This is a genomic window from Nonomuraea salmonea, assembly GCF_042428605.1.
In the GTDB taxonomy this organism is placed as follows: Bacteria; Actinomycetota; Actinomycetes; order Streptosporangiales; family Streptosporangiaceae; genus Nonomuraea; species Nonomuraea salmonea.
The window spans coordinates 851,112-876,095 of the sequence record NZ_JBHMCF010000011.1 but is presented as its reverse complement, the minus strand read 5'-3'; the positions used below and the strand labels follow the sequence as shown (position 1 = coordinate 876,095).

Genomic DNA, 24,984 nt, shown 5'->3' with positions numbered 1-24,984 from the left:
CGTCTACACATCGTCCGCCCGTCGTACGGCGATGTACTCGTCCGCCCCGATCAGCCGCAGCACCCGGGCCATCGGGTCGCGGCACAGCACCGTCGTCGTGCCGCGCGGCCTGGCCATCGCCGTCATCGTCAGCAGCTGGGCCGAGCCCGCGTCGATGAACTCGAGCCCGGCCGCGTCGATCACCACCTCGCCCGGCTCCTTCTCCAGCCGCTCGAGCAGGGAGGCGAACGCGGGCCTGTTGGTCAGGTCGACGTCGCCCCACACCCGCAGCCCCGACTCGGCGTGCGCGAAGCGCAGCAGCGCCTGCTCGGGGGAGATCGGGTGCACGGCGGCGGCGCGGTCGAGGGCGTCGCGGGGGAAGACGCCGCGGTCGTACTGGCAGACCGCCGCCAGCCAGCCCTCGCCGAACAGCTCGTTGACGGCCGCCTCGAACGCCTCGTGCCCCGGCACGTCGCCCAGCCCCCAGGAGGCGTCGACCAGCGCGTACACGCCGTGCCTGCCGTCCCTGCGCGCCTGGTCGCGGGCGTCGGCCAGCTCGGCGTGCAGCCGCGCGGGGTCGAGGAAGCCGTCGGTGAAGTGGGTGTCGGCGCAGGCCAGGATCTTGATCTGGCCGGCCTGCTCGGCGTCGGCGAACCCCGGCACCAGCGGCGCCAGCCACCCGCGCGTGCGCTCGGGGGTGTCGGTGTGGGTGATGATCACCACTTTGGTACGGCGGCGCAGGCCGTTCACCGTGAACGCCCGCGTGAGCGTCATCCGCTCCCGCTCGCCGTCGAACGGCAGGCAGACATGATCGCCCAGATCCGGATCCAGGACGGAGCCCGCGACGTGCACCACGATCCTGCCCTCCCCTAGCACGCGGTCGAGTCAGAAAGTACTCGCCCGGATGTGATCACGTACCGCATTCTCAGCAAAACGCACGGTGATCCGGTCCGGTCCGGTGTACGTTTTCGGCGGAGCCGCCCACGGGAGGGGTTATGAGGAGCATGGGCGTGGATGTGCTGGAGATGTCGCGACACCATCATGGGAGTTCGGTGGTGGTGAGACTGGCGGGGGAGATGGACGTCGACAATGTCTCCCAAGTGCGGAAATGTCTGGACGAAGCGGTCGCCGCTCACGACTCCAAACTCGTCGTGGATCTGACAGCGCTGACTTTCATCGACACCACCGGCCTCGGCGTGCTGGTGCGGCTGCTCGCCTCGCTGCGCGAGCGCGACCGTACGATGGCGCTCGTCGCCCCCGACGGCCAGGTGCTGCGCAGGCTCCGCAGGACGAACCTCGCACCGCTCTTCCCCATCTACGACACCCTCCCCGAGGCGCTCGCCTGACGGCGGGGGCGCGGCGGTGGCCTGGTTGAATGGCAGCATGTCCCTCGACCCGAAGATCGCCGCGCGGTTGAAGCGCAACCCCGACGGCCTGGTGCCCGCGATCACCCAGCAGTACGACACCGGCGAGGTGCTCATGCTGGCCTGGATGAACGACGAGGCCCTGCATCGGACGCTCACCACCGGCAGGGCCACCTACTGGTCGCGCAGCCGCCAGGAGCTGTGGGTCAAGGGCGGCACCTCGGGCAACGTCCAGCACGTCAAGTCCGTGGCGCTCGACTGCGACGGCGACACCCTGCTGGTCAAGGTCGACCAGGTCGGCGCGGCCTGTCACACCGGCGACCGCACCTGCTTCGACGCCGACCAGTTCGAGATCGTGATCGGCTGACACCATGCGCAGCGACAAGCGGGAGCTGTGGATCTGGGTCGCCGCGACCGCGCTCGGCTGCCTGCTGGTGCTCGTCGCGGCCGGGCAGGACTGGGCGCGGGTGCTCCAGAGCGGCGTGGCCGCGCCCACCGGCGGCGACCTCAGCCCCGTCCTCACCCCCGTGGCGCTGGCCGGGCTCGCCGGGGTGGTGGCCGTGCTCGCCAGCAAGGGCACCGGCCGCCGCGTCGTCGGCGCCGTGCTCGCCCTGTGCGGCGCGGGCGCCGCGGCGGCGACCTGGACGGCGCTCGGCGCGTCCAATGTCACCGGCTGGCTCGCCGAGCAGAACGCGCTGCGCGGCGCCACCGACGTGCCGTGGGAGACCGCGCCGCTGTGGCCCGCCGTCGCGGCGGCGGGCGCGCTGCTGATGCTCGCCGGCGGCGTCACCGCGATCGTGCGCGGCGCCCGGTGGGCGGGCATGTCCGCCCGCTACGACCGGGCCCAGGACACGCCCGGCGAGGCGAAGGCGCAGGTCACCGACGACAGGGCGCTCTGGGAGGCGCTCGACAGGGGCGACGACCCCACAGAAGGCCGCTGAACACGGCCCGATGTCGAAACCTCCACTGTTCTGAGTCCTTGTCTTCTTGGCAAAGAATTCCTCACTAAGCTGCCGTATCAACTCGCCACGAATGATTGAGGAGCCAGCTCATGAGCTACGGGGATCAGAGCGGTAGCGGCGGCTACGGCGCGCAACCACCGGGCGGCGGCTACGGGCAGCAGCCCGGCTACGGCCAGCAGCAGCCGGGCTACGACGGAGGCTATGGTCAGCAGGCCCAGAGCGGCGGCTACGGCCAGCAGCCCCCGAGCGGAGGTGGCGGGTACAACCAGCAGCCTCCCAGCGGCGGCGGAGGCTACGGTCAGCAGCCGCAGAGCGGGGGCGGCTATGGCCAGCAGCCGCAGAGCGGCGGCGGCTACGGTCAGCAGCCGCAGAGCGGCGGCGGCTACGGTCAGCAGCCACCCAGCTACCCGCAGGACCTCGGCTACGGCCAGATGCCCCCCAGCGGCGGCTACTCCCAGCAGCAGGGCTACGGCTACGACCAGCAGCAACAGGGCTACTACGGCGCGCCCCAGCAGCCCCGCTCCACCAACGGCATGGCGGTCGCCTCGCTCGTCCTCGGCATCATCGGCCTGGTCTTCTGCGGGCTCACCAGCATCCCCGGCGTGATCCTCGGCCACATCGCGCTCAACCGGATCAAGCGCACCGGCGAAGAGGGCTCGGGCATGGCCGTCGGCGGCCTGGTCACCTCCTACATCACCGTCGTGCTCTGGGTGCTGGGCTGGATCATCTTCGGCGGCATGCTGCTCTCGCTCATCGGGCTGAGCACCGCGGCCACCGCCACGTACGACTACTGAGCATCCAGGAAAGGCGGATACTGAGGACATGAGCCACGCGACAACCGAGCGGACCGGCACGCGGCGCCTGAAGGTCCTGCTCCCGCCGCTCGGCGTCGCGGCCGTCACCTGCTCGGCCTTCGTGGTCGCCGCCGTGGTCGACCCCAACGAGCCAGGCCACTACCCGACCTGCCCGTTCCTGTGGGTCACCGGCCTCTACTGCCCGGGTTGCGGCACGCTGCGCACCATGCACGCGCTGGCCCACCTCGACCCCGTGGCGGCGCTCGGCCTCAACCCCCTGCTGGTGGTCATGCTGCCGATCCTGCTGTTCTGGTGGGGGCGCTGGGTCGTGCGCGCGTGGCGGGGCAGGTCCATGAGCACCGCCGTGCCCCACCCGGCGTGGCTGTGGGCGTTCATCGTGGTCGTCATGGTCTACTGGGTAGTCCGTAATCTGCCTTTCGGGGCGTTCCTCGCCCCATAGGCGGGGACCGGTGGTGAGGGCGCCTCGCTGAGGCCGATACCATCGCAGGACAAGGCAGAGAGCGGACGCCGACGCGAACTCTCCGCCACACCCCCAGAAGCCGACCGGAGGGACCTCAGCGCGTGAGTGAGCGGACGGAAGGGCCGAGTGTCCTCGACGACATCCTCGACGGGGTGCGCGCCGACCTCGCCGCACGTCAGCAGGCCGTCTCGATTGACGAGCTCAAGCAGCGAGCCGAGCGGGCGCAGCCGCCCAGAGACGCCATGGCCGCGCTCGGGGGCGACCGCATCTCGGTGATCGCCGAGGTCAAGCGCTCCAGCCCGTCGAAGGGCGCGCTCGCCGCGATCGCCGACCCCGCCGCGCTGGCGGCCGACTACGAAGCGGGCGGCGCCCACGTCATCAGCGTGCTCACCGAGCGCCGCAAGTTCGGCGGCAGCCTCGACGACCTCGCCGCCGTCCGCGCCCGGGTCGACATCCCGATCCTGCGTAAAGACTTCATCCTCACCTCCTACCAGCTCTGGGAGGCCCGCGCCCACGGCGCCGACCTGGCCCTGCTCATGGTCGTCTGCCTGGAGCAGGAGGCGCTGGTCTCGCTCATCGAGCGCGCCGAGTCCATCGGGCTGACCCCGCTGGTCGAGGTGCACACAGAAGAGGAGCTCGAGCGGGCCGTCGCGGCCGGCGCGCGGGTCATCGGGGTCAACGCGAGAAATCTCAAGACACTCGAGGTCGACCGCGACGTCTTCGCGAAGATCGTGCCCAAGATCCCGGATAATGTCATCAAGATCGCGGAGTCGGGCGTGCGCGGCCCGCACGACCTGCTCGCCTACGCCAGGGCCGGCGCCGACGCCGTGCTGGTGGGCGAGAGCCTGGTCACCGGCAAGGATCCGCGCAAGGCAGTGGAGGCGCTGGTGACCGCCGGTGCTCATCCGTCGACGCGCCCCGACCACTCAGCAGAGGGATAGCAGTGGCAAACGAAGGCACCATCCTGACCGCCGCCGACCTGGCGGGCAACGGCGCGCACGGCGACGACCCCGACGTGCACGGCAAGTTCGGCATCTTCGGTGGCCGATACGTGCCCGAGGCGCTCATCCCGGCGCTCGACGAGGTGGCCGCGGTCTACGAGAAGGCCAAGAACGACGCGCAGTTCATCAAGGAGTTCGACCACCTGCTGCGCACCTACGCCGGCCGTCCCACCACGCTGACCGACGTGCCGCGCTTCAGCGAGCAGGCCGGCGGCGCGCGCGTCATACTCAAGCGCGAAGACCTCACCCACACCGGCGCCCACAAGATCAACAACGTGCTGGGCCAGGCGCTGCTGACCAAGCGGCTGGGCAAGAAGCGGGTCATCGCCGAGACCGGCGCCGGCCAGCACGGCGTGGCCACCGCCACCGCCGCCGCGCTGCTCGGCCTCGAGTGCGTCATCTACATGGGCGCCGTCGACTGCGAGCGCCAGGCGCTCAACGTCGCCAGGATGAAGCTGCTCGGCGCGACCGTGGTGCCCGTCACCAACGGCTCCCAGACACTCAAGGACGCCATCAACGAGGCGTTCCGCGACTGGGTGACCAACGTCGACACCACCCACTACCTGTTCGGCACCGTCGCGGGCCCGCACCCGTTCCCCGAGATCGTGCGCGACTTCGCGCGCATCATCGGCGTCGAGGCCCGCCGCCAGATGCTCGAGCTGACCGGCCGGCTGCCCGACGCGGTCTGCGCCGCCGTCGGCGGCGGCAGCAACGCCATCGGCGCCTTCCACGCCTTCATCGGCGACGAGGGCGTCCAGCTGCACGGCTACGAAGCCGCAGGCCACGGCCTGGAGAGCGGCGAGCACGCGCTCACCCTCACCGCCGGCTCGGTCGGCGTGCTGCACGGCTCGCGCACCTACGTCCTGCAGGACGACGAGGGCCAGACCATCGAGTCCCACTCGATCTCCGCCGGCCTCGACTACCCCGGCGTCGGCCCCGAGCACGCCTGGCTCAAGGACACCGGCCGCGCCACCTACCACGGCGTCACCGACGACCAGGCGATGGCCGCGTTCTCGCTGCTGGCCAGGACCGAGGGCATCATCCCCGCCATCGAGTCCTCCCACGCGCTCGCCGGCGCGCTCGAGCTGGGCCGCGAGCTCGGCCCCGAGGCGATCATCCTGGTCAACCTCTCCGGGCGCGGCGACAAGGACATGGGCACGGCCATGAAGTACTTCAACCTGTGACACCGCCGGCCCGCTGACGCCCGAAGGCTTCGGGCCGGGCGCCGAGCAGGGCATCATGGTGGGATTCGACCTTCGGAACGGACAGACATGACGACTCTTCAGACGGTCTTCGCCAAGGCGAAGGCGGACAACCGGGCCGCGCTCGTCGGCTACCTGCCCGCGGGCTTCCCGTCGAAAGACGGCGCCGTCGCCGCCGCCGCGGCCCTGGTGGAGGCCGGCTGCGACGTCATCGAGATCGGCCTGCCCTACTCCGACCCGCTCATGGACGGGCCGACCATCCAGGACGCGGTGCACCGCTCGCTCGTCAACGGCACCCGCATCGCCGACGTCATGCGCACCGTCGAAGGCGTGGCCGCCACCGGCGCCGCGACGCTCGTCATGACCTACTGGAACCCGATCGACAAATACGGCGCCGACCGGTTCGCCCGCGACCTCGCCAACGCCGGCGGCGTCGGCACCATCACGCCCGACCTGACGCCCGAGGAGTCCGAGCCCTGGCGCGCGGCCTCCGCCGCGGCCGGCATCGACACGGTGTTCCTCGTCGCGCCCAGTTCCACCGAGCAGCGCATCAAGGCCGTCGTCGACTGCTGCACCGGGTTCGTCTACGCCGCCTCGCTCATGGGCGTCACGGGCGCGAGGGAGACCGTCAACGTCGCAGCCCAGGGCCTGGTCGAGCGCACCCGCGCCCACACCGAGCTGCCCGTCTGCGTGGGCCTCGGCGTCGGCACCGGCGCCCAGGCGGCCGAGGTGGCCGGCTACGCCGACGGCGTGATCGTGGGCTCGGCCTTCATCCGCCGCATCCTCGACGCCCCCGACGAGGCGGCCGGCCGCGAGTCGATCGCCACCCTGGCCCGCGACATGGCGAAGGGCGTCCGCCGCTGACGCCTCGGCGCGGCCTGTACGGGGCCGCGCCGGGCCGATCGCTCCGCCACCCGGCTCTGGGCTGCGCGCGGCCGACCTGGCTCCGCCACCCGCGCCGGCACGCGTACCATCGGCTTGGCACGCCGCATCGGACGTGCGGCCACGGCCACCACCTTTGACGTGCGAGGGCCCGCCCCCACCGGTTGCGAGGTGCGGAGGCACCGGTCGGGCTCGTGCCGCTCGCGGTGGGGTGCGCTGTTGGCCTGCCTCCCGCCCCCCGGGCGAGGCTCGGCCGCCACCTCGCACGTGCTGACGCCCTGCGCGCCTTGCCGTCGTCCTTCGGTGCATGGCCGGCAGGGCTCGCCCTGCCCTCGCCCCAGGAGGGTGCGTTGCGCGCGCGTTCCTGACGTTCCGGACGGGGGATCGATCTTTGCCCGGTTGAGGGTGGGTTGCGGCGAACCTCCCAGTTCAGCGGCAGGATACGCGCTTAGCTGACGCTTATCCCGGACGTGATCGGATAGTCGCGGGTACTGTGCGCTTTCCGGCGCAGAGAAAGAGGAGAACACTAGTGGCCGCGTCACAATCGTCACTGATGGCGAGAACGGCGATACCCTGGGTGACGACCGTCGCCCGGCTGGTTCTGGGCGGGGTGCTGATCGCGGCGGGCGCGCTCAAGATCGGCAACCCGGCCGACTCCGTGGTCGCGGTCAAGGCGTACCAGCTGCTGCCGGAATCGATCGCCGTCGCGGTGGGCTACGCACTGCCCATCCTGGAGATCGTGGTCGGCGTGCTGCTGGTCGTCGGTCTGCTGACCAGGGCGGCCGCGGTGATCGCCGCACTGCTCATGTTCGCGTTCGTCTTCGGCATCGCCTGGGCGTGGGCGAACGGCCTGCGGATCGACTGCGGCTGCTTCGGCGGCGGCGGCCAGCTGGGTGCCGGACAGGAGCCGACCTACCTGCTCGACATCCTGCGCGACTTCGGCCTCGTGCTGCTCGGCGCGTGGGCCGTGCGCTTCCCGCCGGGCCGTTTCGCGCTCGACGGAGCTCTCGGTCTCGGGGGCGACAATGGTGTTGATGAGGGGGAGGACGAAGGATGAGCAAGGGCGAGCGCACCAAGACCAAGTCACAGTCCGCGCGCGACAAGATCAAGGCGCAGCAGGCCGCCCAGCGGGCCCGCGACAAGCGCCGCCGCATCGTGACGTACACCACCGCGGGCGTGGTCGCCGTGGCGGCCGTCGGCCTCGGTGCGTGGTACGCCGCGAGCACCTCGCGCTCCGAGGAGGCCCTCGGCGCCCTCGCGCCGATCACCGTGCAGTCCGACGGCACCGCGGTGATGGCCCAGAACGGCGTCACAGGGCCGGTCGTCGACATCTACGAGGACTTCCAGTGCCCGGCCTGCAAGGAGCTCGAGCGCGTCAGCGGCCAGACCTTCAAGAACCTCGCCGCCGAGGGCAAGGCCAAGGTCGTCTATCACCCGATCACGATCTTCTCGCAGGACCCGACGCGGGCCAACTCCGTACGCGCCGGCAGCGCGTCCCGCTGCGTCGCCGACGGCAAGCAGTGGATGGCCTTCCACGACCTGCTCTTCAAGAACCAGCCTCCGGAGACCGAGGAGGGCTTCCTGCCCGACCAGCTCAAGCAGTGGGGCAAGGACGCCGGCGTCGACACGCCCGGCTTCGACCAGTGCGTGACCAGCAACAAGAACGCCGACGCGCAGTTGGCGTACAGCAAGAAGGTCAGCGAAGAGCAGAAGCTCGATCACACGCCGACAGTGAAACTGAACGGAACAGAAATAGACAATCAGGTACTGTTCAGCCCGTCGCAGCTGCGTGATGAGATTACCGAGGCGGCCAAGTAGGCCCGCTTCCGCTACCCTCGCTTGACATGCCCCTAGCCTCGATTCCCAGCCCTTCAGAAGGGGTCTGGTATCTCGGAATCATCCCGATCCGGGCTTATGCGCTATGCATCGTGCTCGGCGTCATCGTCGCCGTCTGGCTGAGCGAGCGCCGCTGGCGCGCCCGCGGCGGCCAGGCGGGGACGATCGTGGACATCGCGGTTCCCGCGGTCATCTTCGGCCTGATCGGTGGCCGGCTCTACCACGTCATCACCGACTGGCAGACCTATTTCGGCAGCCGCGCGATCAAGGAGCCCTACCAGGCCCTGTTCATATGGGAGGGCGGCCTCGGCATCTGGGGCGCCGTCTCGCTGGGCGCGCTCGGCGTCTGGCTGGCCGTACGCAAACGCGGCCTGTCCATGAGCGCCGTCGCCGACACGGTCGCGCCCGGCATCGCCTTCGCGCAGGGCATCGGCCGCTGGGGCAACTGGTTCAACCAGGAGCTCTACGGCTCGCCGACCACCCTGCCGTGGGGGCTCGAGATCGACGTCGAGCACGGCGGCGAGCCCGGCGTGCTCTACCACCCGACCTTCCTGTACGAGTCGCTGTGGGACGTCGCGCTGGGTTTCCTGCTCATCTTCGCGGGGCGCCGCTTCGCGCTGCACCACGGCAGGCTGTTCGCCCTCTACGTCGCCGGCTACACGCTCGGCCGCTTCTGGATCGAGGGGCTGCGCATCGACCCGGTCGGCGGGGTCGATCACGCGGTCGAGTTCCTCGGGCTGCGCATCAACCAGTGGACCTCGATCGTGCTGTTCGTGCTCGCGCTGGTCTACTTCTTCGCCACCCGTAACAAGACGGGCGAGGAGATCGTGGCGCTGCCCGAGTCCGGCCCCGACGAGCCCGACCCGGCCCACGGCGCCGGCCAGGCCGACCCCGGCACGGGCGAGTCCTCGTCCACGACCACCGACTCTTCGTCCACGACCACCGAGGGCTCGTCCGGCGAGCCACCGTCCGGAGCCTCCTCGGCCGATGAGGCTGACGGCGACAAACCGTCCGGCACCGACAAGCCGGGCGCCGAAGCCTCCGCTTCCGACGCGTCGGGCTCTGACGCCTCCGCCTCTGACACGTCCGTTTCCGATGCTCCTGGCTCCTCCGCCGCTGGCGCGTCCGGCGCCTCCGCCTCGGTCGGCGCTGACCCGGCCGCGTCCGGGTCGTCGGCGCAGGGCGACGATGTCGTTTCTGCGGCGGCTCAGGAGGAGGGCGAGCAGGCGGGGCCCGTGGAGGCCGAGACCGTGACGAAGGAGAAGAACCCCCGATGAGCGATCGCGCGGAGGTCCACCACCACCATCGCGACGTCACCGGAGGCTGGCTACGGCCCTCGGTGTTCGGCGCGATGGACGGCCTGGTGTCGAACTTCGCGCTCATCGCAGGTGTGGCCGGCGGCAGCACCAACCCCAGGGTGGTCGCGCTCGGCGGCGTCGCCGGGCTGGCCGCCGGAGCCCTGTCCATGGCGGGCGGCGAATACGTCTCCGTCGCCAGCCAGCGCGAGCTGGCCCAGGCCGAGATCGCCGTCGAGCGGCGCGAGCTGGCCCACCACCCCGAGGACGAGCAGGCCGAGCTGGCCCAGACCTTCGTCGACAAGGGCGTGTCGCCCGCCCTGGCCGCCGAGGTCGCCCGCCAGATCTCCCGCAACCCCGAACGCGCGCTCGAGGTGCACTCCCGTAACGAGCTCGGCGTGGTGCCGGACGAGCTGCCGTCGCCGGTGGTGGCCGCCGTCTCGTCGTTCGTGTCGTTCGCGGTGGGGGCGGCGCTGCCGCTGCTGCCGTACCTGTTCGGGGCGCGCGAGCTGGTGATCTCCGCTGTGGTGTCCTGCTGCGCGCTGTTCGCCGCAGGGGCGCTGGTGTCGGCGGTGACCGCCCGCAGCTGGTGGTACTCCGGGCTGCGGCAACTCCTGGTGGGGGCGGTGGCGGCAGCGGTCACCTTCGCCCTCGGCAACGTCATCGAGGCGGCGGGGCTGTGATGGCCCGCCGACGCGCAAACCCTGGTTCCGGCCGCTCCGGCGGCGATGGCACCGGCCGCGGCCGCAACCGCTCCAACTCGCGCCGCTCTGCCACTGGCTCCGGCCCGGAGCCCGGCGTCGGCCCGGAGTTCGGGTCAGGATCTGAGTTCGGGTCCGGTTCCGAGTTCGGGTCTGGTTCTGGGTTCGGGTCCGGTTCTGGGTTCGGGTCAGGATCCGGATTCGGGTCCGAGTCCACGCCGGGGTACGGGCAGGGGCCCGGCGAAGGCGTCTGGCCCGGCGCAGGCGTTCCCGCCGACGGCCGTGACGGTGGCACCGGGGGCTTCGGGGGTTATGGCGTCGGCACGGACTACGTCGCCGGTGCGGGCGCGGGTCAGGGGGATGCCTACGGGGGCGCCGGGACGGGCGACGGCCGTGATGCTGGGGCACGAGGCAGGCGCAGCGCTGGAAGGCGCGGCAGCCGTGGCGCTCAAATGGAGGGCGGGCGCGGTGCTGAGGCGCGCGGCGGCGGTGCCGGGACGGGTGGCGGCGGTGCTGGGATGGGCGCCGACGGCGTTGGGACGGGTGCCGGGGGTGCTGGGATGGGCGCCGACGGCGTAGGGACCGGTGCCGGCGGCGCTCGGACAGGTGCTGGCGATGTCGGCCCTGGCGCTTGGTCGGATGCCGGTACGGTGAGCGGTCAGCGCAGCGACGGGTGGGAGGCCTTCGGCGACAGCCGGGGCCGAGGCCGTGGCCGTGGCAGGCGCGCCGCCGAAAACGCCCAACCCCTGAGCGATGCCCTGCCCGCCGGTGACGGCCGGTCGGGAACCGGCGGCTGGCCCGCCGACGACGCCCGGTCCAGTACTGGTGGTTGGCCTGCGAACGATGGCACCTCAGGCACCGGTGGTTGGCCTGCGGCCGATGGTGGTTCGGGTACTGGTGGTTGGCCCGCAGGTGACGGTGGTTCGGGCGCTGGTGGTTGGCCTGCGAGCGATGGCAGCTCGGGCACCGGTGGTTGGCCTGCGGGTGGTGGTTCGGGTGACAGTGGCGGTTGGTCCGCTGCTGATACAGGGGCCGGCACTGGCGGGTGGCGGGCCGGTGATGTGAGGTCTGTGAGTGATGGGCGCTCGGGTACCGGTGGTTGGTCGGCTGCGGACGGGCGGTCGGGTACCGGTGGGTGGCGGGCTGGTGATGTCGGGTCGGCGGGTGACGGCCGGCCCGTGTCCGATAGCTGGTTCGTTGATGACGGGCGGGCTGCTGGGGATGGTCGTTCCGTTGGTGAGGGGGTTCCGGAGGCGGGGGCTGAGGGTGGCAGGAGGTCGCGTTCGGGGGGTCGGCGGGCGCGTCGCCATGGGCAGTCTGCTGCGGGCGGCACCGATGCCGCTGGGTGGCCGATAGCGGGGGCGGGCACGCCTAGCGATGCCTGGTCGGCTGCCGGGACCGATCCCGGTAGGCATGGGGGTGGGGCTCGAAGTGGTGGCTGGGAGGCGGCCGACAGCGACAGGAAGGCGGCGTCCCGTGAGGAGAGCGGCCAGGCGGTAGCGGGGGCGGATGACATCTGGGGGTCGGCTCTTGAGGGCCGGGCCGAGGGTGAGGCGTCCAGGCGTTCTTGGAGTGGTCGTGGGCGCAGGGCCGCTCGCCGGGCCGAGCAGTCCGCGGCGTCGGCCGGCGGGGAATGGTCGGCGACCGGGCCGGACGAGGACGGGCGGGCTGCGTCCGGTCGTGGGCGGCGAGCGGCCACGGATGAGGGCGGCAGGTCTGCGGGTGGTGGTTCGTCGGCGCCAGGGCCGGAGGACGGTAGGCGTGCCGCTGCTGGTCGAGGACGCCGGCGTGCGAACGCGGACAGCGGTGCCCCGTCGGCGGCGGTCAGCGAAAGCCGGGGCCGGGGTGGTGTCGAAGGCGACCCCCTGGGCGGGGCTGGTGCCGGGAGTGACTCTTTCGGTCGGGCTGGTGCCGGGAGCGGCCCGCATGGTCGGGCTGGCGCTGGGAGTGACCCTCTTGGTTGGGCCGCCGGCGGGAGCGACTCCGTTGGTCGGGCTGGTGCTGGGAGCGATGCCGCTGTTGCTGAGGGTGATGGCCGGGCTGATGTCGACGGTGGTCGGGGGCGGGGTGCTGCCAAGGAAGGCCGCGGTCGGGGAGCTGCCAAGGGGCGGCGGGCGGCTGCGGCCGGTGAGGCGCCCGCTGATGAGGATGAGGACTTCTGGGGTGGTTCCGGCGCTGCGGATGATGAGGGTGGGCAGCGGCGGAGGCTGGGGTTCCGTGGCCGGGGGAAGGGTGATGGCGGGCGGGCCAAGGATGAGGTGGACTTCGGTTCGCGGGCGCGCGGTGGCCAGGATGACGAGAGTGGTCTTGGGTTGCCGCTGGAGGGGCTGTCCCGAGGTGGTAGGCGGGGGCGGGGCGCCGCGGCCGGGAGTGCGGCGAGTGGCGGCGAGGCGTCGGAGGGCGTGGCCCGTGGTGAGGATGACGGGAAGGGGCGGAAGCGGCGGCGGACGCCGCGTTCCGACTGGCAGTTCCCCGTCCTCACCGACATGGGCATGCGGCCTGAGCGGCAGCGGCTGCTGGTGATCATCTCCACGGTGGTCGCCGTGATCGTGGCGGGGGTCGGGTTCGTGACGGTGATCAGGTCGCTGGGCACGTACACGCCGGAGAGGCAGGCCACCGCGGCCGTGCTCGCACCGGACACGGTGCTGCCCAAGGTGTTCCACGGCTGGAACTCGCCCAAGCTGTTCGACCCCGTGGCCGAGCGTACGAAGGACGGGAAGGCGTTGACGGAGAAGGAGGTGTTCAGCCAGAAGGAGCTGACCGTCTCCAAGAAGCTCAAGCTGAAGCTCGCCGCCAAGAGACTCGACCGCGACTGCTCGCAGGCGTTGCAGGGCGCGGAGCTCGTCGAACTGGCCGCCGAAGCGGGCTGTACGCAGACCGCCCGCGGCCTCTACCTCAGCTCCGACGGCCGCTACGTGGGCCAGTACACGCTGCTCAACCTCAAGGACGCCCAGTCGGCGGGCGACCTGGTGGAGCAGCTGAAGGTGCTCTACCGGGGCGGCTGGGTGCAGCCCCTGACCTCCGGCAAGGCCGCCTTCCCGCCCGGCGGCTACTCCGAGGCGGGCGGCTACGCGCTCGGCCACTACGTCGGGCTGGTGTGGCTGGGCCGGGTGGACGGCGCCGAGCCCACCGCCAAGGACGACTACGTCTCGCTCACCCTCGCCCTGCGCGGGGCCGAGAAGGCGGTCTACCGTCGCGTCGTGTCGATCACGGGGCCGTCGTCCTGATGTCCCGGCGCGTGTTCCTGTCGCTGGTGGCCGCTGTGCTGGTCGTGGCCGTCGCCGTGGGCGGATGGATGTGGCTGGGCAGGGAGACGCCCCGGCCGTCCGCCCTGCGTACCGAAGCGACCTCCGCCTTCTACGCGGCCATCGACAGCCGCCAGAACGACGCCACCCCGCTCACCGCCGACGAGGTCTTTCCCTCCTCCGCCGAGACCCTGGGCACCCTGCGCCGGGTCGCGGCCGACACGTTCGCCGACTGCTCCGAGCTGCTCTCGGGCACCACGGCCGAGGGGTGCACGCAGGCGTTGCGGGCGACGTACCAGGGCGGGTCGGTGTCCGGTCAGTTCATCATCTTCAACCTGAGCGACGGGCAGGCGGCCGACGCGCTGGTGACAGACCTGCGCAAGGACGCGTTCGTACGGCAGGACATCCCCTTCGAGGTCGCCGGCAGCAGCGCGCAGGTTCGTGCGATGGGGCATTACGTGACGGTGAGCTGGGTGGGCGGCAAGGCGTCCGCGCAGGAACTGGTCACCGCCCTCATCGCTCTGGATGGGTTGGGACGGGTGGTCCAGAGCCGCATCGTGGCGGCGACGTAGGAGCTGCCGGTCCGCCCGCACGCGCGGCTTGGGTTCGCCTGCCCGCTGCGCAATGGGAGATGGACGGGCCAGGCGGAATCGAGGCGGGTGAGGCGGGTCACGGTGCCGCGCGATGAGGGCAGGGCATGGCTGGTGTTGATCCGGGGCGGACGGTGCCGGATGCTCAGGCCGGGCGTGGCGGGGTGCTCGTCTGCTGCGTGACGGGTGCCGGGCCGGGCGCGATGGTTGCCGGGCCAGACCCCACGGGCCGGGCCAGACCCGATGGGGGCGGGCGGGTCAGGTTGTGGTGGTGAGGGCGGTGACCGTGGTGGTGACGGCCGAGGGCAGCGCGGAGAGGTGGTGCAGCGGGGTTTCGAGGGGGGTCAGGGCGTCGGACCAGTCGGCGGCCTCGCGGATCAGGGCGCGGGCTTCGTTCTTGGTGAGGGTCGTACCTTGGGCGCGGGCGACGGCGATCAGTGCCTCCCGCCACGTGTTGGCGATCTTGGCGTGTCCGTTGTCGAGGATTCTGCGCAGCACCGCCTCGGCCTCCGCGGTGGGCTCGGGGCGGCGTACGGCGTCGTAGGCGGTCTCGGTCGCGTCGCGGACGTCGTACACGGTGGTGAGGACTTCCGGCAGGGGCGGCAGAGCCGCGCCTACGACGCGGACGTGAGCGGCGCGGGTGGCCAGCAGCAGGCGCGGGATCGCGGACTCCAGGCCGGGTGGCACGGAGACGGCCACCCGGGTCGGCGCGGTGGCGTGGGGCTTGGCCAGCCACGTCGAGAGCCTGACACGGGGCTGGGTGAGGTCCTTCGGCCACTCGCCGACCAGCAGGTCGGGCTCGAAACCGGCGAGTGACTCGGCCGGCGCCACCGACGGGCCCGCGCTCTCGATCGACTGCGGGCCCTGCGTGTAGATGGCGGTGGACTGGCGGGACAGGCGCGACTGCACGGCGGGGCGGGTCTTGCTGGTGGGGCGCAGGAGGTAGAGGTCGGCGGCCGAGCCGATGGCCTCCGCGCCGAAGTATCGGTTGAAGTCGGGGTAAACGGCCTCGTAGGCGAGGTTGAGCTCGGTCAGCTCCTGCTGGACCTTGAGCGCCAGCATCGGGGTACGCTCGCTCGCCCCGTACGCCAGCAGCACCCGCCCCTCGTCCCGCAGCCCCTCCACCGCGCGCGCCACGAACAGACCGATGCCCTCCGGCGTGTACGGCGGGTCGGTGAGCGCCAGGTCGTGGTCACGAGCCGAGGCGGGCAGGCCGAGCCGGAGGTCGGCCCAGCGCGTACGGACGCCGAGGCGCTGCTCGTCGATGTAGGCCAGGATGCGCTCGTCCACGTCGACCACCGTCACGTCCGTCTCCGGATGCACCAGCTTGACGGCCAGCGAGGTCAGGTCGTGGTCGCCCACGCACAGCAACCGGGTGCCGGGCAGCCAGAAGCGGGCGCCGAGCAGCAGCGCCCGCCGCAGCACGGTCTCGGGCGTGGCGGAGACGTGGTCGAGCACGTGGCGGGCGCGCGGCGCCTTGGCGATGAGGCCGGCGAGGCGGTCGAGCACGTGGGCGTAGTGAGGGACGAGATGCGCCACCGGGTCCTCCGGTGGCGGCGCCACGGCGATGAGGTCCTGGTAGGCGGGCGTGTCGATGAGAGGGACGCGCATCCGGTCACCGTCGTGCTCCAGCGTGAGCTCGCGGAGCAGGGCCTCGATGGTACGCCGCGACGTCGCGGTCTCCCTCACCAGGCCGGCCAGCGTCCACCACTGGCCGTCGCACAGCAGGGCCAGGGCGTGCCGCAGTCGCCTGCTGTCGGCCCTGGCCTCGGTGAGCAGCCGTTCCACCCCATCACGCTCCATGACCGAACCCTATCGGTGCCCCACCCCCAAGATCCCGCCCACGGCCGCCCGCCCGGTCGGAAAGGGGTCGATGACCGGTGGCCTCCGAACAAGGCGGCCCCCAGTGGCACGTGTGCTCCACCTGTGACGGTGGTGCCGGTGGGGTGTGGGTGACCGGTATCCAGGTTTCGGGCGTGGGTGAGGCCGGGGCCGGAAGCGGGGGAGAAGGGGCCGGTGGGGGGCTTGGGGCGGTGGGTGGGGGTGGGGGATGCGCGGGTGGGTAAGGGAAGTCGATCCGGGTGGCGGAAATCGGGGGGCTGAGCGGGAATTTCGCGGGCGGTGTCCGGGGTTTGGGATAGCGAGTTCGGATGTCGGGACGGCTGCCAAGGTTCGCAATGCGGACGCGGCGGGCACCATTCCGGCAGGGTGAGGTAACCTCTACCCACGATATGCAGCAGGGCCAACGTCGTCCCTCGCCTGTGCAGGAGTTTCAGACAGACGAAGACGACGGGAGGGATTCAATGCCTGCTGCCCACCTCGGGTTCCCCGAGCCTCAGGGTCTTTACCACCCCGCCAACGAGCACGATGCCTGCGGTGTCGCCATGGTCGCCGACGTCGCCGGTCGGCGTGATCACGGCATTGTGGTCAAGGCGCTGACGGCGCTGTGCAATCTCGATCACCGGGGGGCCAAGGGTAGCGAGCCGGACACCGGCGACGGAGCCGGGATCCTGACGCAGATCCCCGATGAGTTCTACCGGGCGAGCGTGCCGTTCACGCTGCCCGCGGCCGGTTCGTACGCGACCGGCATCGCCTTCCTGCCGTTCGACTCCGAGGCCAGGGCGGTCGCCGTCCGCCTGATCGAGGAGATCGCGGCCGAGGAGGGCCTGAGCGTGCTCGGCTGGCGTGAGCTGCCGGTCGACCGCGACCTGCCCGGCCCGAGCGCGCGGGCCGTGATGCCGCACTTCGCGCAGCTGTTCGTCGCCGACCAGGACGGCCGTGCCGGGCTCGAGCTCGACCGGCTGGCGTTCTGCCTGCGCAAGCGGGCCGAGCACGAGGCCGACGTCTACTTCCCCTCGCTGTCCTCGCGGACGATCGTCTACAAGGGCATGCTGACGCCCGACCAGGTCGAGCCGTTCTTCCCCGACCTGAGCGACGAGCGTTACGCGACGGCGATCGCGCTGGTCCACTCGCGTTTCTCCACCAACACGTTCCCGAGCTGGCCGCTGGCCCACCCCTACCGCTACATCGCCCACAACGGCGAGATCAACACGGTCAAGGGCAACCGCAACTGGATGCGGGCGCGCGAGGCGATGCTCGCCTCCGCCCACATTCCGGGCGATATTTCGCGACTTTTCCCCATCTGTGACCCGGATGGCAGCGACACCGCCAGCTTCGACGAGGCACTCGAGCTGCTCCACATGGGCGGCCGCAGCCTGCCCCACGCCGTGCTCATGATGATCCCGGAGGCGTGGGAGAACCACACGGAGATGGACCCGGCGCGGCGCGCGTTCTACGAGTTCCACTCCACGATGATGGAGGCCTGGGACGGCCCCGCCTCGATCACCTTCACCGACGGCACCGTCGCCGGCGCCGTGCTCGACCGCAACGGCCTGCGTCCAGGCCGCTTCTGGGTGACCGCCGACGGCCTGGTCGTGCTGGCCTCCGAGGCCGGCGTGCTGGACATCGCGCCGGAGGACGTCGTCCGCAAGGGCCGCCTGCAGCCGGGCCGGATGTTCCTCATCGACACCGCCCGCGGCAAGATCATCGAGGACGACGAGATCAAGGCCGAGCTCGCCGCCGAGCTCCCCTACGAAGACTGGCTGCACGCCGGGCTCGTCCGCTTCGAGGAGCTGCCCGCCCGCCAGCGCGAGATCCCCACCCACGAGGCGCTCGTCAAGCGGCAGCAGACCTTCGGCTACACCGAGGAAGAGCTGCGCATCATCCTGTCGCCGATGGCGCGCACCGGCCAGGAGCCGATCGGCTCCATGGGCACCGACACGCCCGTGGCCGTGCTGAGCGAGAAGCCGCGGCTGCTGTTCGACTACTTCACCCAGCTGTTCGCGCAGGTCACCAACCCGCCGCTGGACGCCATCAGGGAAGAGCTGGTCACCTCCCTGGCCAGCACGCTCGGGCCCGAGGGCAACCTGCTCGACCCGGGGCCCAGCTCCTGCCGGCAGCTCGTGCTGCCGTACCCGGTGATCGACAACGACGAGCTCGCCAAGATCATCCACATCAACGACGAGCACGACCTGCCGGGCTTCCACCCCTACGTGATCAGCGGCCTGTACGACGTCTCCGGCGGCGGCGAGGCCCTGCTGCGGCGGCTGGAGGAGATCAGGGCCGAGGCGTCCAGGGCGATCGCCGACGGCGCCCGCATCATCGTGCTGAGCGACCGCGGCTCCTCCGAGGAACGGGCGCCGATCCCGTCGCTGCTGCTGACGGGCGCGGTGCACCACCACCTCATCCAGGAGAAGACCCGCACCAAGATCGGCCTGGTCATCGAGACCGGCGAGGCCCGCGAGTGCCACCACATGGCGCTGCTCATCGGCTACGGCGCCGCCGCGATCAACCCCTACCTGGCGATCGAGACCATCGAGGATCTGGTCGACAGCGGTGCGCTCAAGGCCGACAAGCACAAGGCCGTGCGCAACTTGATCAAGGCGTACGGCAAGGGCGTCATCAAGGTCATGTCCAAGATGGGCGTCTCCACGGTGGCCTCCTACACGGGCGCGCAGATCTTCGAGGCACTCGGCCTGAGCCAGGAGGTCATCGACTCCTGCTTCACCGGCACCACCTCCCGTCTCGGCGGCGTCGGCTTCGACGTGCTGGCCGAGGAGGTCGCGCAGCGCCACCGCCACGCCTACCCGCGGGTGGAGAACCCGCACCGCAGGCTTCAGGTCGGCGGCGAATACCAGTGGCGGCGCGAGGGCGAGCCGCACCTGTTCAACCCCGAGACCGTCTTCAAGCTGCAACACGCCACCAGGACCCGCCGCTACGAGATCTTCAAGGAGTACACGAACCTCGTGGACTCCCAGGCGGAGCGGCTGATGACCCTGCGCGGCCTGTTCAAGCTGCGCAAGGGCACGCCGATCCCCATCGAGGAGGTCGAGCCGGTCGAGAGCATCGTCAAGCGCTTCTCCACCGGCGCGATGTCGTACGGATCCATCTCCATGGAGGCGCACGAGACGCTCGCCATCGCGATGAACCGGCTCGGCGGCAAGTCCAACACCGGCGAGGGCGGCGAGGACCCCGAGCGCCTGTACGACCCGGCCCGCAGGTCGGCGATCAAGCAGGTGGCATCGGGACGGTTCGGCGTCACCTCCGAATACCTGGTCAACGCCGACGACCTGCAGATCAAGATGGCGCAGGGCGCCAAGCCCGGCGAGGGCGGCCAGCTGCCCGGTCACAAGGTCTACCCGTGGATCGCGAAGACCCGCCACTCCACGCCCGGCGTCGGCCTCATCTCGCCGCCGCCGCACCACGACATCTACTCCATCGAGGACCTCGCCCAGCTCATCCACGACCTGAAGAACTCCAACCCGCGTTCCAGGGTCCACGTGAAGCTGGTCGCCGAGGTCGGGGTCGGCACGGTCGCGGCCGGCGTGTCGAAGGCGCACGCCGACGTGGTGCTCATCTCCGGCCACGACGGCGGCACCGGAGCCTCGCCGCTGACCTCGCTCAAGCACGCGGGCGCGCCGTGGGAGCTCGGCCTGGCCGAGACCCAGCAGACGCTGCTGCTCAACGACCTGCGCGACCGCATCGTGGTGCAGGTGGACGGCCAGCTCAAGACGGGCCGCGACGTCGTCATCGCCGCGCTGCTCGGCGCGGAGGAGTACGGCTTCGCCACCGCCCCGCTGGTGGTCTCCGGCTGCGTCATGATGCGGGTCTGCCACCTCGACACCTGCCCGGTGGGCGTCGCCACGCAGAACCCCGAGCTGCGCAAGCGCTTCACCGGCAAGCCGGAGTTCGTGGTCAACTTCTTCGAGTTCATCGCGGAGGAGATCCGCGAATACCTCGCCGAGCTGGGCTTCCGCTCGCTCGACGAGGCGATCGGGCACGTCGAGCTGCTCGACACGACGGCGGCCGAGGAGCACTGGAAGGCCAGCGGCCTCGACCTGTCGCCGATCCTGCACCGGCCCGAGCTGCCCGCCGGCACCGCGCTGCGCCGGCTCGTCGAGCAGGACCACGGGCTGGAGCACGCGCTCGACAACACGCTCATCCAGCTCGCCGAGGGCGCCATCGACGACGGCACCCCGGTGACGCTCGAGCTGCCCATCCGCAACGTCAACCGTACGGTCGGCACCATGCTCGGCTACCAGGTGACCAAGCGGCACGGCGGCAAGGGATTGCCCGACAACACCATCGACATCTCCTTCACCGGCTCGGCGGGCAACTCGTTCGGCGCGTTCATGCCGCGCGGGATCACGCTGCGGCTGACCGGCGACGCCAACGACTACGTCGGCAAGGGCCTGTCGGGCGGGCGCATCACGGTGCGGCCGCACGACGGGGCGCCGCTCGACGGCCACATCATCGCCGGCAACGTCGCCCTCTACGGCGCCACCTCCGGCGAGGTGTTCATCCGCGGCGTCGTGGGTGAGCGGTTCTGCGTGCGCAACTCCGGTGCGACGGCGGTCGTCGAGGGCGTGGGCGACCACGGCTGCGAGTACATGACGGGCGGCAAGGCCGTGGTGCTCGGCCCGACCGGGCGCAACTTCGCGGCCGGCATGTCGGGCGGCATCGCGTACCTGCTGGATCTCAAGCCCGAGCGGGTCAACCGCGAGATGGTCGCCATCGAGGCGCTCACCGAGGAGGACGCCGAGTTCCTCAAGGAGACCGTCGAGAAGCACTTCGCGGAGACCGGCTCGCCGGTCGCCAAGCAGCTGCTGGCCGACTGGGACGCGGCGCTGGCCAGGTTCGGCAAGATCATGCCGACCGACTACAAGAGGGTGCTGGAGGCCGCCGAGGCCGCCCGCATCGAAGGCAGGGACATCGACGAGGCCGTCATGGCGGCCGCGGTTCAGGGTTAAGGGAGGCGTACCGCATGGCTGACCCGAAGGGTTTTCTCACGCACGACCGGGAGCTGCCGGCGCGCCGTCCCGTGGACGTCCGCATCAGCGACTGGCGCGAGGTCTACCAGGACTTCTCCCAGGAGAAGCTGACCAAGCAGGCGGCCCGCTGCATGGACTGCGGCATCCCGTTCTGCCACAACGGCTGCCCGCTGGGCAACCTCATCCCCGAGTGGAACGACCTGGTCTACCGCACCGACTGGCAGGAGGCCATCGAGCGGCTGCACGCCACCAACAACTTCCCCGAGTTCACCGGCCGGCTCTGCCCGGCTCCGTGTGAGGCGGCGTGCGTGCTCGGCATCAACTCCGACCCGGTGGCGATCAAGCGGGTCGAGGTCGAGATCATCGACCGCGCGTTCGCCGAGGGCTGGGTGCGCCCGCAGCCGCCGGCCGTCAAGACCGGCAAGAAGGTCGCGGTCGTCGGCTCGGGCCCGGCGGGCCTGGCCGCCGCCCAGCAGCTCACCAGGGCGGGGCATGACGTGGTGGTGTTCGAGCGGGCCGACCGCATCGGCGGCCTGCTGCGCTACGGCATCCCCGAGTTCAAGATGGAGAAGCGGCACATCGAGCGCCGGCTCGAGCAGATGCGGGCCGAGGGCACCGAGTTCCGCACCTCCGTCAACGTCGGCGTCGACATCACCGCCGCCGAGCTGCGCGAGCAGTTCGACGCCGTGGTGCTGTCGGGCGGCGCCACCCAGTGGCGCGACCTGCCGGTGGCCGGGCGCCAGCTCAAGGGCATCTACCAGGCGATGGAATACCTGCCGCTGTCCAACAAGGTCCAGGAGGGCGACTTGCCCGCCTCGCCCATCTCGGCCGAGGGCAAGCACGTGGTGGTGATCGGCGGCGGCGACACCGGCGCCGACTGCATCGGCACCGCGATCAGGCAGGGCGCCGCGTCCGTCACACAGCTGGAGATCATGCCGCAGCCGCCCGCCACGCGGCCGGCCGGCCAGCCGTGGCCGACCTACCCGATGCTGTTCAAGATGGAGAGCGCCCACGAGGAGCTGGCCGAGGGCGGGGGAGCGCGCGTCTACGCGGTCTCCACCACCGAGTTCGTCGGCGACGACGACGGCAACGTGCGGGCCCTGCGCCTGGTCGAGGTCGAGGGGCCGCAGAACGGCTTCAAGCCGATCCCCGGCACCGAGCGGGAGATCCCGGCCGAGCTGGTCACGCTCTCCATGGGCTTCCTCGGGCCGGAGAAGGGCTCGCTGCTGCAGGACCTGGCCGAGGTCGCCGGTGACGGCTTCTACGACGCCAGGGGCAACGTGGCGCGCGACAAGACGTACATGTCGAAGGTCGACGGCGTCTTCGTGGCGGGCGACATGGGGCGCGGCCAGTCGCTCATCGTGTGGGCCATCGCCGAGGGTCGGGCCGCCGCCTCCGGCGTCGACCGGTTCCTGACCGGGGACACGGCGCTGCCGTACCCGATCCTGCCGACCGCGCGTCCGCTGGTCTGACCTGCTCGTTCTCCGGAGCGCCCGCCCTTGTGGCGGGCGCTCTGCTTTTTGCACACTCTGCATGCCTTGCAGGGTGTGCAAAAGGTGCGTACAGTGCAAGGCATGGAGAGTCCGCAGGAGCGGCGTGAGCGCCGCCGGGCCGAGAAGCGGCAGGCCATCAGGGTGGCCGCCGTCCGCATCGCGCTCGACCAGGGGCTCGAAGCCGCCACCGTGGAGGCGATCAGCGCGGCGGCCGACATCTCGCCGCGCACCTTCTTCAACTACTTCGCCTCCAAGGAGGAGGCGCTCGCCCCCGGCCCCATGTGGACGCCCGAGGAGTTCATCGGGCTGCTGCAGGAAAGGCCCGCGGACGAGCCCGCCTTCGAGTCGCTCAAGGTCGTGGCGCGTACGCTCGCCGCGCGGCTGCGGCCGATCATGGCCGACATGAAGCCGTTCGCCGAGCTGCGCAGGCGTCACCCCGAGCTGGCCGCCAAGGCCAGGGCCGTCGACGAGACGAAGCTGATGGAGAGCCTCTTCGGCGCCGTCAGCGGCCGTCCAGGCGTCACCAGCGCCGTGCACGCCAGGCTGCTCGTCATCGTCGCCTTCGGCGCGGCCATCTCGGCCGTGCAGGAGTCGCTGGCCGGCGGCGGCGCGGTGGAGGACCTGCTCGAGGAGGCGTTCACGCTGCTCGAAAACGGACTCTGACTCTCCTGAGGAAAGACAAGCGGCGACCGGGGTGGCACCCCCGATCGCCGCGGATCACTCCTGCCCTCTCGCGAAAAAGAAGCAAGGAGTCGACTCATGGTAGCGACAATCCCCCAGCAGTCCACCCCGAGGCGAACACTCTGGGTCAGCATGGGGTCACTCATCATCACCCTGTTCCTGGCCGCGCTCGACCAGACCGTCGTGGCCACCGCCATGCCCACCATCGTGGGGGAGCTGCACGGGCTTGAGAGCCTGTCCTGGCTGGTCACCGCGTTCGCCCTGACCTCCGGCATCGCCACCCCGCTGTTCGGCAAGCTCAGCGACATGTACGGCCGCCGCACCCTCTACCTCGCGGCCATCGTCCTGTTCGTCATCGGCTCGGCCCTGTGCGGCGTCGCCCAGTCGATGGGCCAGCTCATCGCCTTCCGCGCCTTCCAGGGCATCGGCGCGGGCGGCCTCATGGTGCTGACCATGACCATCGCCGCCGACCTCGCCACCCCCCGCGAGCGTGCCCGCTTCCAGGGCCTGTTCGGCGGCGTCTTCGGGCTGGCCTCCATCGCCGGGCCGCTCGTCGGCGGCTACCTCACCCAGCACATCTCCTGGCGCTGGATCTTCTACATCAACCTGCCGCTCGGCGCCGTCGCGCTGGCCGTCGCCTTCGCCGTGCTCAAGCTGCCCCGCCGCACCTCGCCGCACCGCGTCGACTGGCTCGGCGCCGCGCTCATCGCCGGCCTGCTGACCTGCCTGACCCTGCTCGCCTCCTGGGGCGGCACCGTGCACGCCTGGACCTCGCCCGTCATCATCGGGCTCGGCGCCGGCGCGGTGCTGCTGGCCGTGCTGTTCGTCCTCGCGGAACGCGCGGCGGAGGAGCCCATCCTGCCGCTGCGGCTGTTCCGCTCGGCCTCCTTCACCCTGCCCATCGTCACCGTCGTGCTCATGGCCACCGCGATGCTCGGCATGGCGACCTTCCTGCCCATGTTCCTGCAGCTCGCGCGCGGCGCCGGGGCGGCCGACTCGGGGCTGCTGCTGCTCCCGCTCATGGGCGGCATGATCGTCGCCTCCACGCTCGGCGGGCAGCTGGTGACCAGGCTCGGCCGGTACAAGTGGCTCATCGTGGGCGGGGCCGTCTGCGCCGGGATCTCCGGGCTGCTGTTCGCCACCATGGACCTCGGCACCGGGGCGGTCGCGTCGGGGGCGTACATGGTGCTGTGCGGGCTCGGGCTGGGCGTGATGGGGCAGAACCTGCTGCTCGCCGTCCAGACCACCACGCCCGCGGCCGACCGGGGCGCGGCCACCTCGGCCGTCACGTTCGCCCGTGGCGTCGGCGGCGCGGTGGGCGTGTCGGCGCTCGGCGGCGTCTTCGCCGCCGGCCTCGCGCCGGGGCAGGCCGCGCTCACCCCCGCCGCCGTCCAGGCGCTGCCCGAGGCCGTACGGCACGCCACGCAGCTGGCCTTCGCGGACGCGATCACCGGGGTGTTCGCGTGGACCGGGCCGATCATGCTGGCCGCCGCGGTGCTGCTGGCCTGGCTTCCTGACGTACGGCTGAGCCACCGCGACTGACACGCGCCTGAAGGGGCGAAGCGGGCTGGGGGATAGAGGTCCGCTTCGCCCACCATCAACCGAAATTTCACCACTCGGTTGCATCACTGGTTGACTGTCGGGAACA

21 protein-coding genes are annotated in these 24,984 nt (G+C 71.2%); 19 read left to right on the top strand and 2 right to left on the bottom strand.

Translation table 11 applies throughout. The features are described 5' to 3' along the window. Window positions 1–3 precede the first annotated feature (3 nt). Window positions 4–834 (bottom strand): MEDS and STAS domain-containing protein, encoded by an 831-nt coding sequence (locus ACFFR3_RS14420; protein WP_345401448.1) that lies wholly within the window; start codon window positions 832–834, stop codon window positions 4–6. Between the two features lie 140 nt (window positions 835–974). On the opposite strand from ACFFR3_RS14420, the gene ACFFR3_RS14415 reads away from it, so the two are divergent. The 15 genes from ACFFR3_RS14415 (at window position 975) to ACFFR3_RS14345 (ending at window position 14,314) form a co-directional block, all read left to right on the top strand. Next, window positions 975–1,325, top strand: a complete 351-nt coding sequence (locus tag ACFFR3_RS14415; RefSeq protein WP_379483259.1) for an STAS domain-containing protein — start codon at window positions 975–977, stop codon at window positions 1,323–1,325. A gap of 37 nt (window positions 1,326–1,362) precedes the next feature. Continuing rightward, entirely contained in the window at window positions 1,363–1,710 is a 348-nt protein-coding gene (hisI, locus tag ACFFR3_RS14410) for a phosphoribosyl-AMP cyclohydrolase (RefSeq protein ID WP_379483258.1), read from the top strand. Between the two features lie 4 nt (window positions 1,711–1,714). Next, window positions 1,715–2,284: a Trp biosynthesis-associated membrane protein gene (locus ACFFR3_RS14405; protein WP_345401451.1), complete on the top strand. Its 570-nt coding sequence runs from the start codon at window positions 1,715–1,717 to the stop codon at window positions 2,282–2,284. Window positions 2,285–2,394: 110 nt separating this feature from the next. Then, window positions 2,395–3,099, top strand: coding sequence for a DUF4190 domain-containing protein (locus ACFFR3_RS14400; RefSeq protein ID WP_345401454.1), 705 nt, complete (start codon window positions 2,395–2,397; stop codon window positions 3,097–3,099). 28 nt (window positions 3,100–3,127) lie between these two features. Continuing rightward, complete coding sequence (locus ACFFR3_RS14395; protein ID WP_364366159.1) at window positions 3,128–3,559, top strand: DUF2752 domain-containing protein; 432 nt, start codon at window positions 3,128–3,130, stop codon at window positions 3,557–3,559. A gap of 122 nt (window positions 3,560–3,681) precedes the next feature. Further along, window positions 3,682–4,521, top strand: coding sequence for an indole-3-glycerol phosphate synthase TrpC (gene trpC, locus ACFFR3_RS14390; protein ID WP_345401460.1), 840 nt, complete (start codon window positions 3,682–3,684; stop codon window positions 4,519–4,521). 38 nt (window positions 4,522–4,559) lie between these two features. Continuing rightward, a complete protein-coding gene (trpB, locus tag ACFFR3_RS14385) occupies window positions 4,560–5,765 on the top strand; it encodes a tryptophan synthase subunit beta (protein WP_345409700.1) in 1,206 nt (401 codons plus the stop codon). A gap of 87 nt (window positions 5,766–5,852) precedes the next feature. Next, on the top strand, window positions 5,853–6,647 hold the full coding sequence (trpA, locus tag ACFFR3_RS14380; RefSeq protein ID WP_345401463.1) for a tryptophan synthase subunit alpha: 795 nt from the start codon (window positions 5,853–5,855) through the stop codon (window positions 6,645–6,647). Window positions 6,648–7,218: 571 nt separating this feature from the next. Beyond that, a complete protein-coding gene (locus tag ACFFR3_RS14375; protein WP_355431813.1) occupies window positions 7,219–7,722 on the top strand; it encodes a MauE/DoxX family redox-associated membrane protein in 504 nt (167 codons plus the stop codon). Then, window positions 7,719–8,483 carry a DsbA family protein gene (locus tag ACFFR3_RS14370; RefSeq protein WP_345401466.1) on the top strand — a complete coding sequence of 255 codons (765 nt, stop codon included), beginning with the start codon at window positions 7,719–7,721 and terminating at the stop codon, window positions 8,481–8,483. The genes ACFFR3_RS14375 and ACFFR3_RS14370 overlap by 4 nt, the downstream gene beginning before the upstream one ends. Window positions 8,484–8,593: 110 nt before the next feature. Further along, complete coding sequence (gene lgt / locus ACFFR3_RS14365; protein ID WP_417629300.1) at window positions 8,594–9,778, top strand: prolipoprotein diacylglyceryl transferase; 1,185 nt, start codon at window positions 8,594–8,596, stop codon at window positions 9,776–9,778. Beyond that, entirely contained in the window at window positions 9,775–10,479 is a 705-nt protein-coding gene (locus tag ACFFR3_RS14360) for a VIT1/CCC1 transporter family protein (RefSeq protein ID WP_364366167.1), read from the top strand. Before lgt ends, ACFFR3_RS14360 begins: the two co-directional genes overlap by 4 nt. Window positions 10,480–10,938: 459 nt before the next feature. Beyond that, window positions 10,939–11,076: a hypothetical protein gene (locus tag ACFFR3_RS14355; protein ID WP_345401475.1), complete on the top strand. Its 138-nt coding sequence runs from the start codon at window positions 10,939–10,941 to the stop codon at window positions 11,074–11,076. Between the two features lie 1,823 nt (window positions 11,077–12,899). Then, complete coding sequence (locus ACFFR3_RS14350) at window positions 12,900–13,724, top strand: hypothetical protein (protein ID WP_379483257.1); 825 nt, start codon at window positions 12,900–12,902, stop codon at window positions 13,722–13,724. After that, window positions 13,724–14,314, top strand: coding sequence for a hypothetical protein (locus ACFFR3_RS14345; protein WP_379483256.1), 591 nt, complete (start codon window positions 13,724–13,726; stop codon window positions 14,312–14,314). The genes ACFFR3_RS14350 and ACFFR3_RS14345 overlap by 1 nt, the downstream gene beginning before the upstream one ends. A gap of 276 nt (window positions 14,315–14,590) precedes the next feature. Here the strand turns inward: ACFFR3_RS14345 and ACFFR3_RS14340 are convergent, their stop codons facing one another. After that, window positions 14,591–16,135 (bottom strand): bis-aminopropyl spermidine synthase family protein, encoded by a 1,545-nt coding sequence (locus ACFFR3_RS14340; protein WP_379483255.1) that lies wholly within the window; start codon window positions 16,133–16,135, stop codon window positions 14,591–14,593. 500 nt (window positions 16,136–16,635) lie between these two features. On the opposite strand from ACFFR3_RS14340, the gene gltB reads away from it, so the two are divergent. The 4 genes from gltB to ACFFR3_RS14320 all read left to right on the top strand — a co-directional run bounded on the left by gltB (window position 16,636) and on the right by ACFFR3_RS14320 (window position 24,878). After that, window positions 16,636–21,141: a glutamate synthase large subunit gene (gene gltB, locus ACFFR3_RS14335; protein WP_364366185.1), complete on the top strand. Its 4,506-nt coding sequence runs from the start codon at window positions 16,636–16,638 to the stop codon at window positions 21,139–21,141. 14 nt (window positions 21,142–21,155) lie between these two features. Then, window positions 21,156–22,634, top strand: coding sequence for a glutamate synthase subunit beta (locus tag ACFFR3_RS14330; RefSeq protein ID WP_345401487.1), 1,479 nt, complete (start codon window positions 21,156–21,158; stop codon window positions 22,632–22,634). A gap of 102 nt (window positions 22,635–22,736) precedes the next feature. Next, window positions 22,737–23,318 (top strand): TetR/AcrR family transcriptional regulator, encoded by a 582-nt coding sequence (locus ACFFR3_RS14325; protein WP_345401490.1) that lies wholly within the window; start codon window positions 22,737–22,739, stop codon window positions 23,316–23,318. 150 nt (window positions 23,319–23,468) lie between these two features. After that, a complete protein-coding gene (locus ACFFR3_RS14320; RefSeq protein WP_364366189.1) occupies window positions 23,469–24,878 on the top strand; it encodes an MDR family MFS transporter in 1,410 nt (469 codons plus the stop codon). Window positions 24,879–24,984 lie beyond the last annotated feature (106 nt).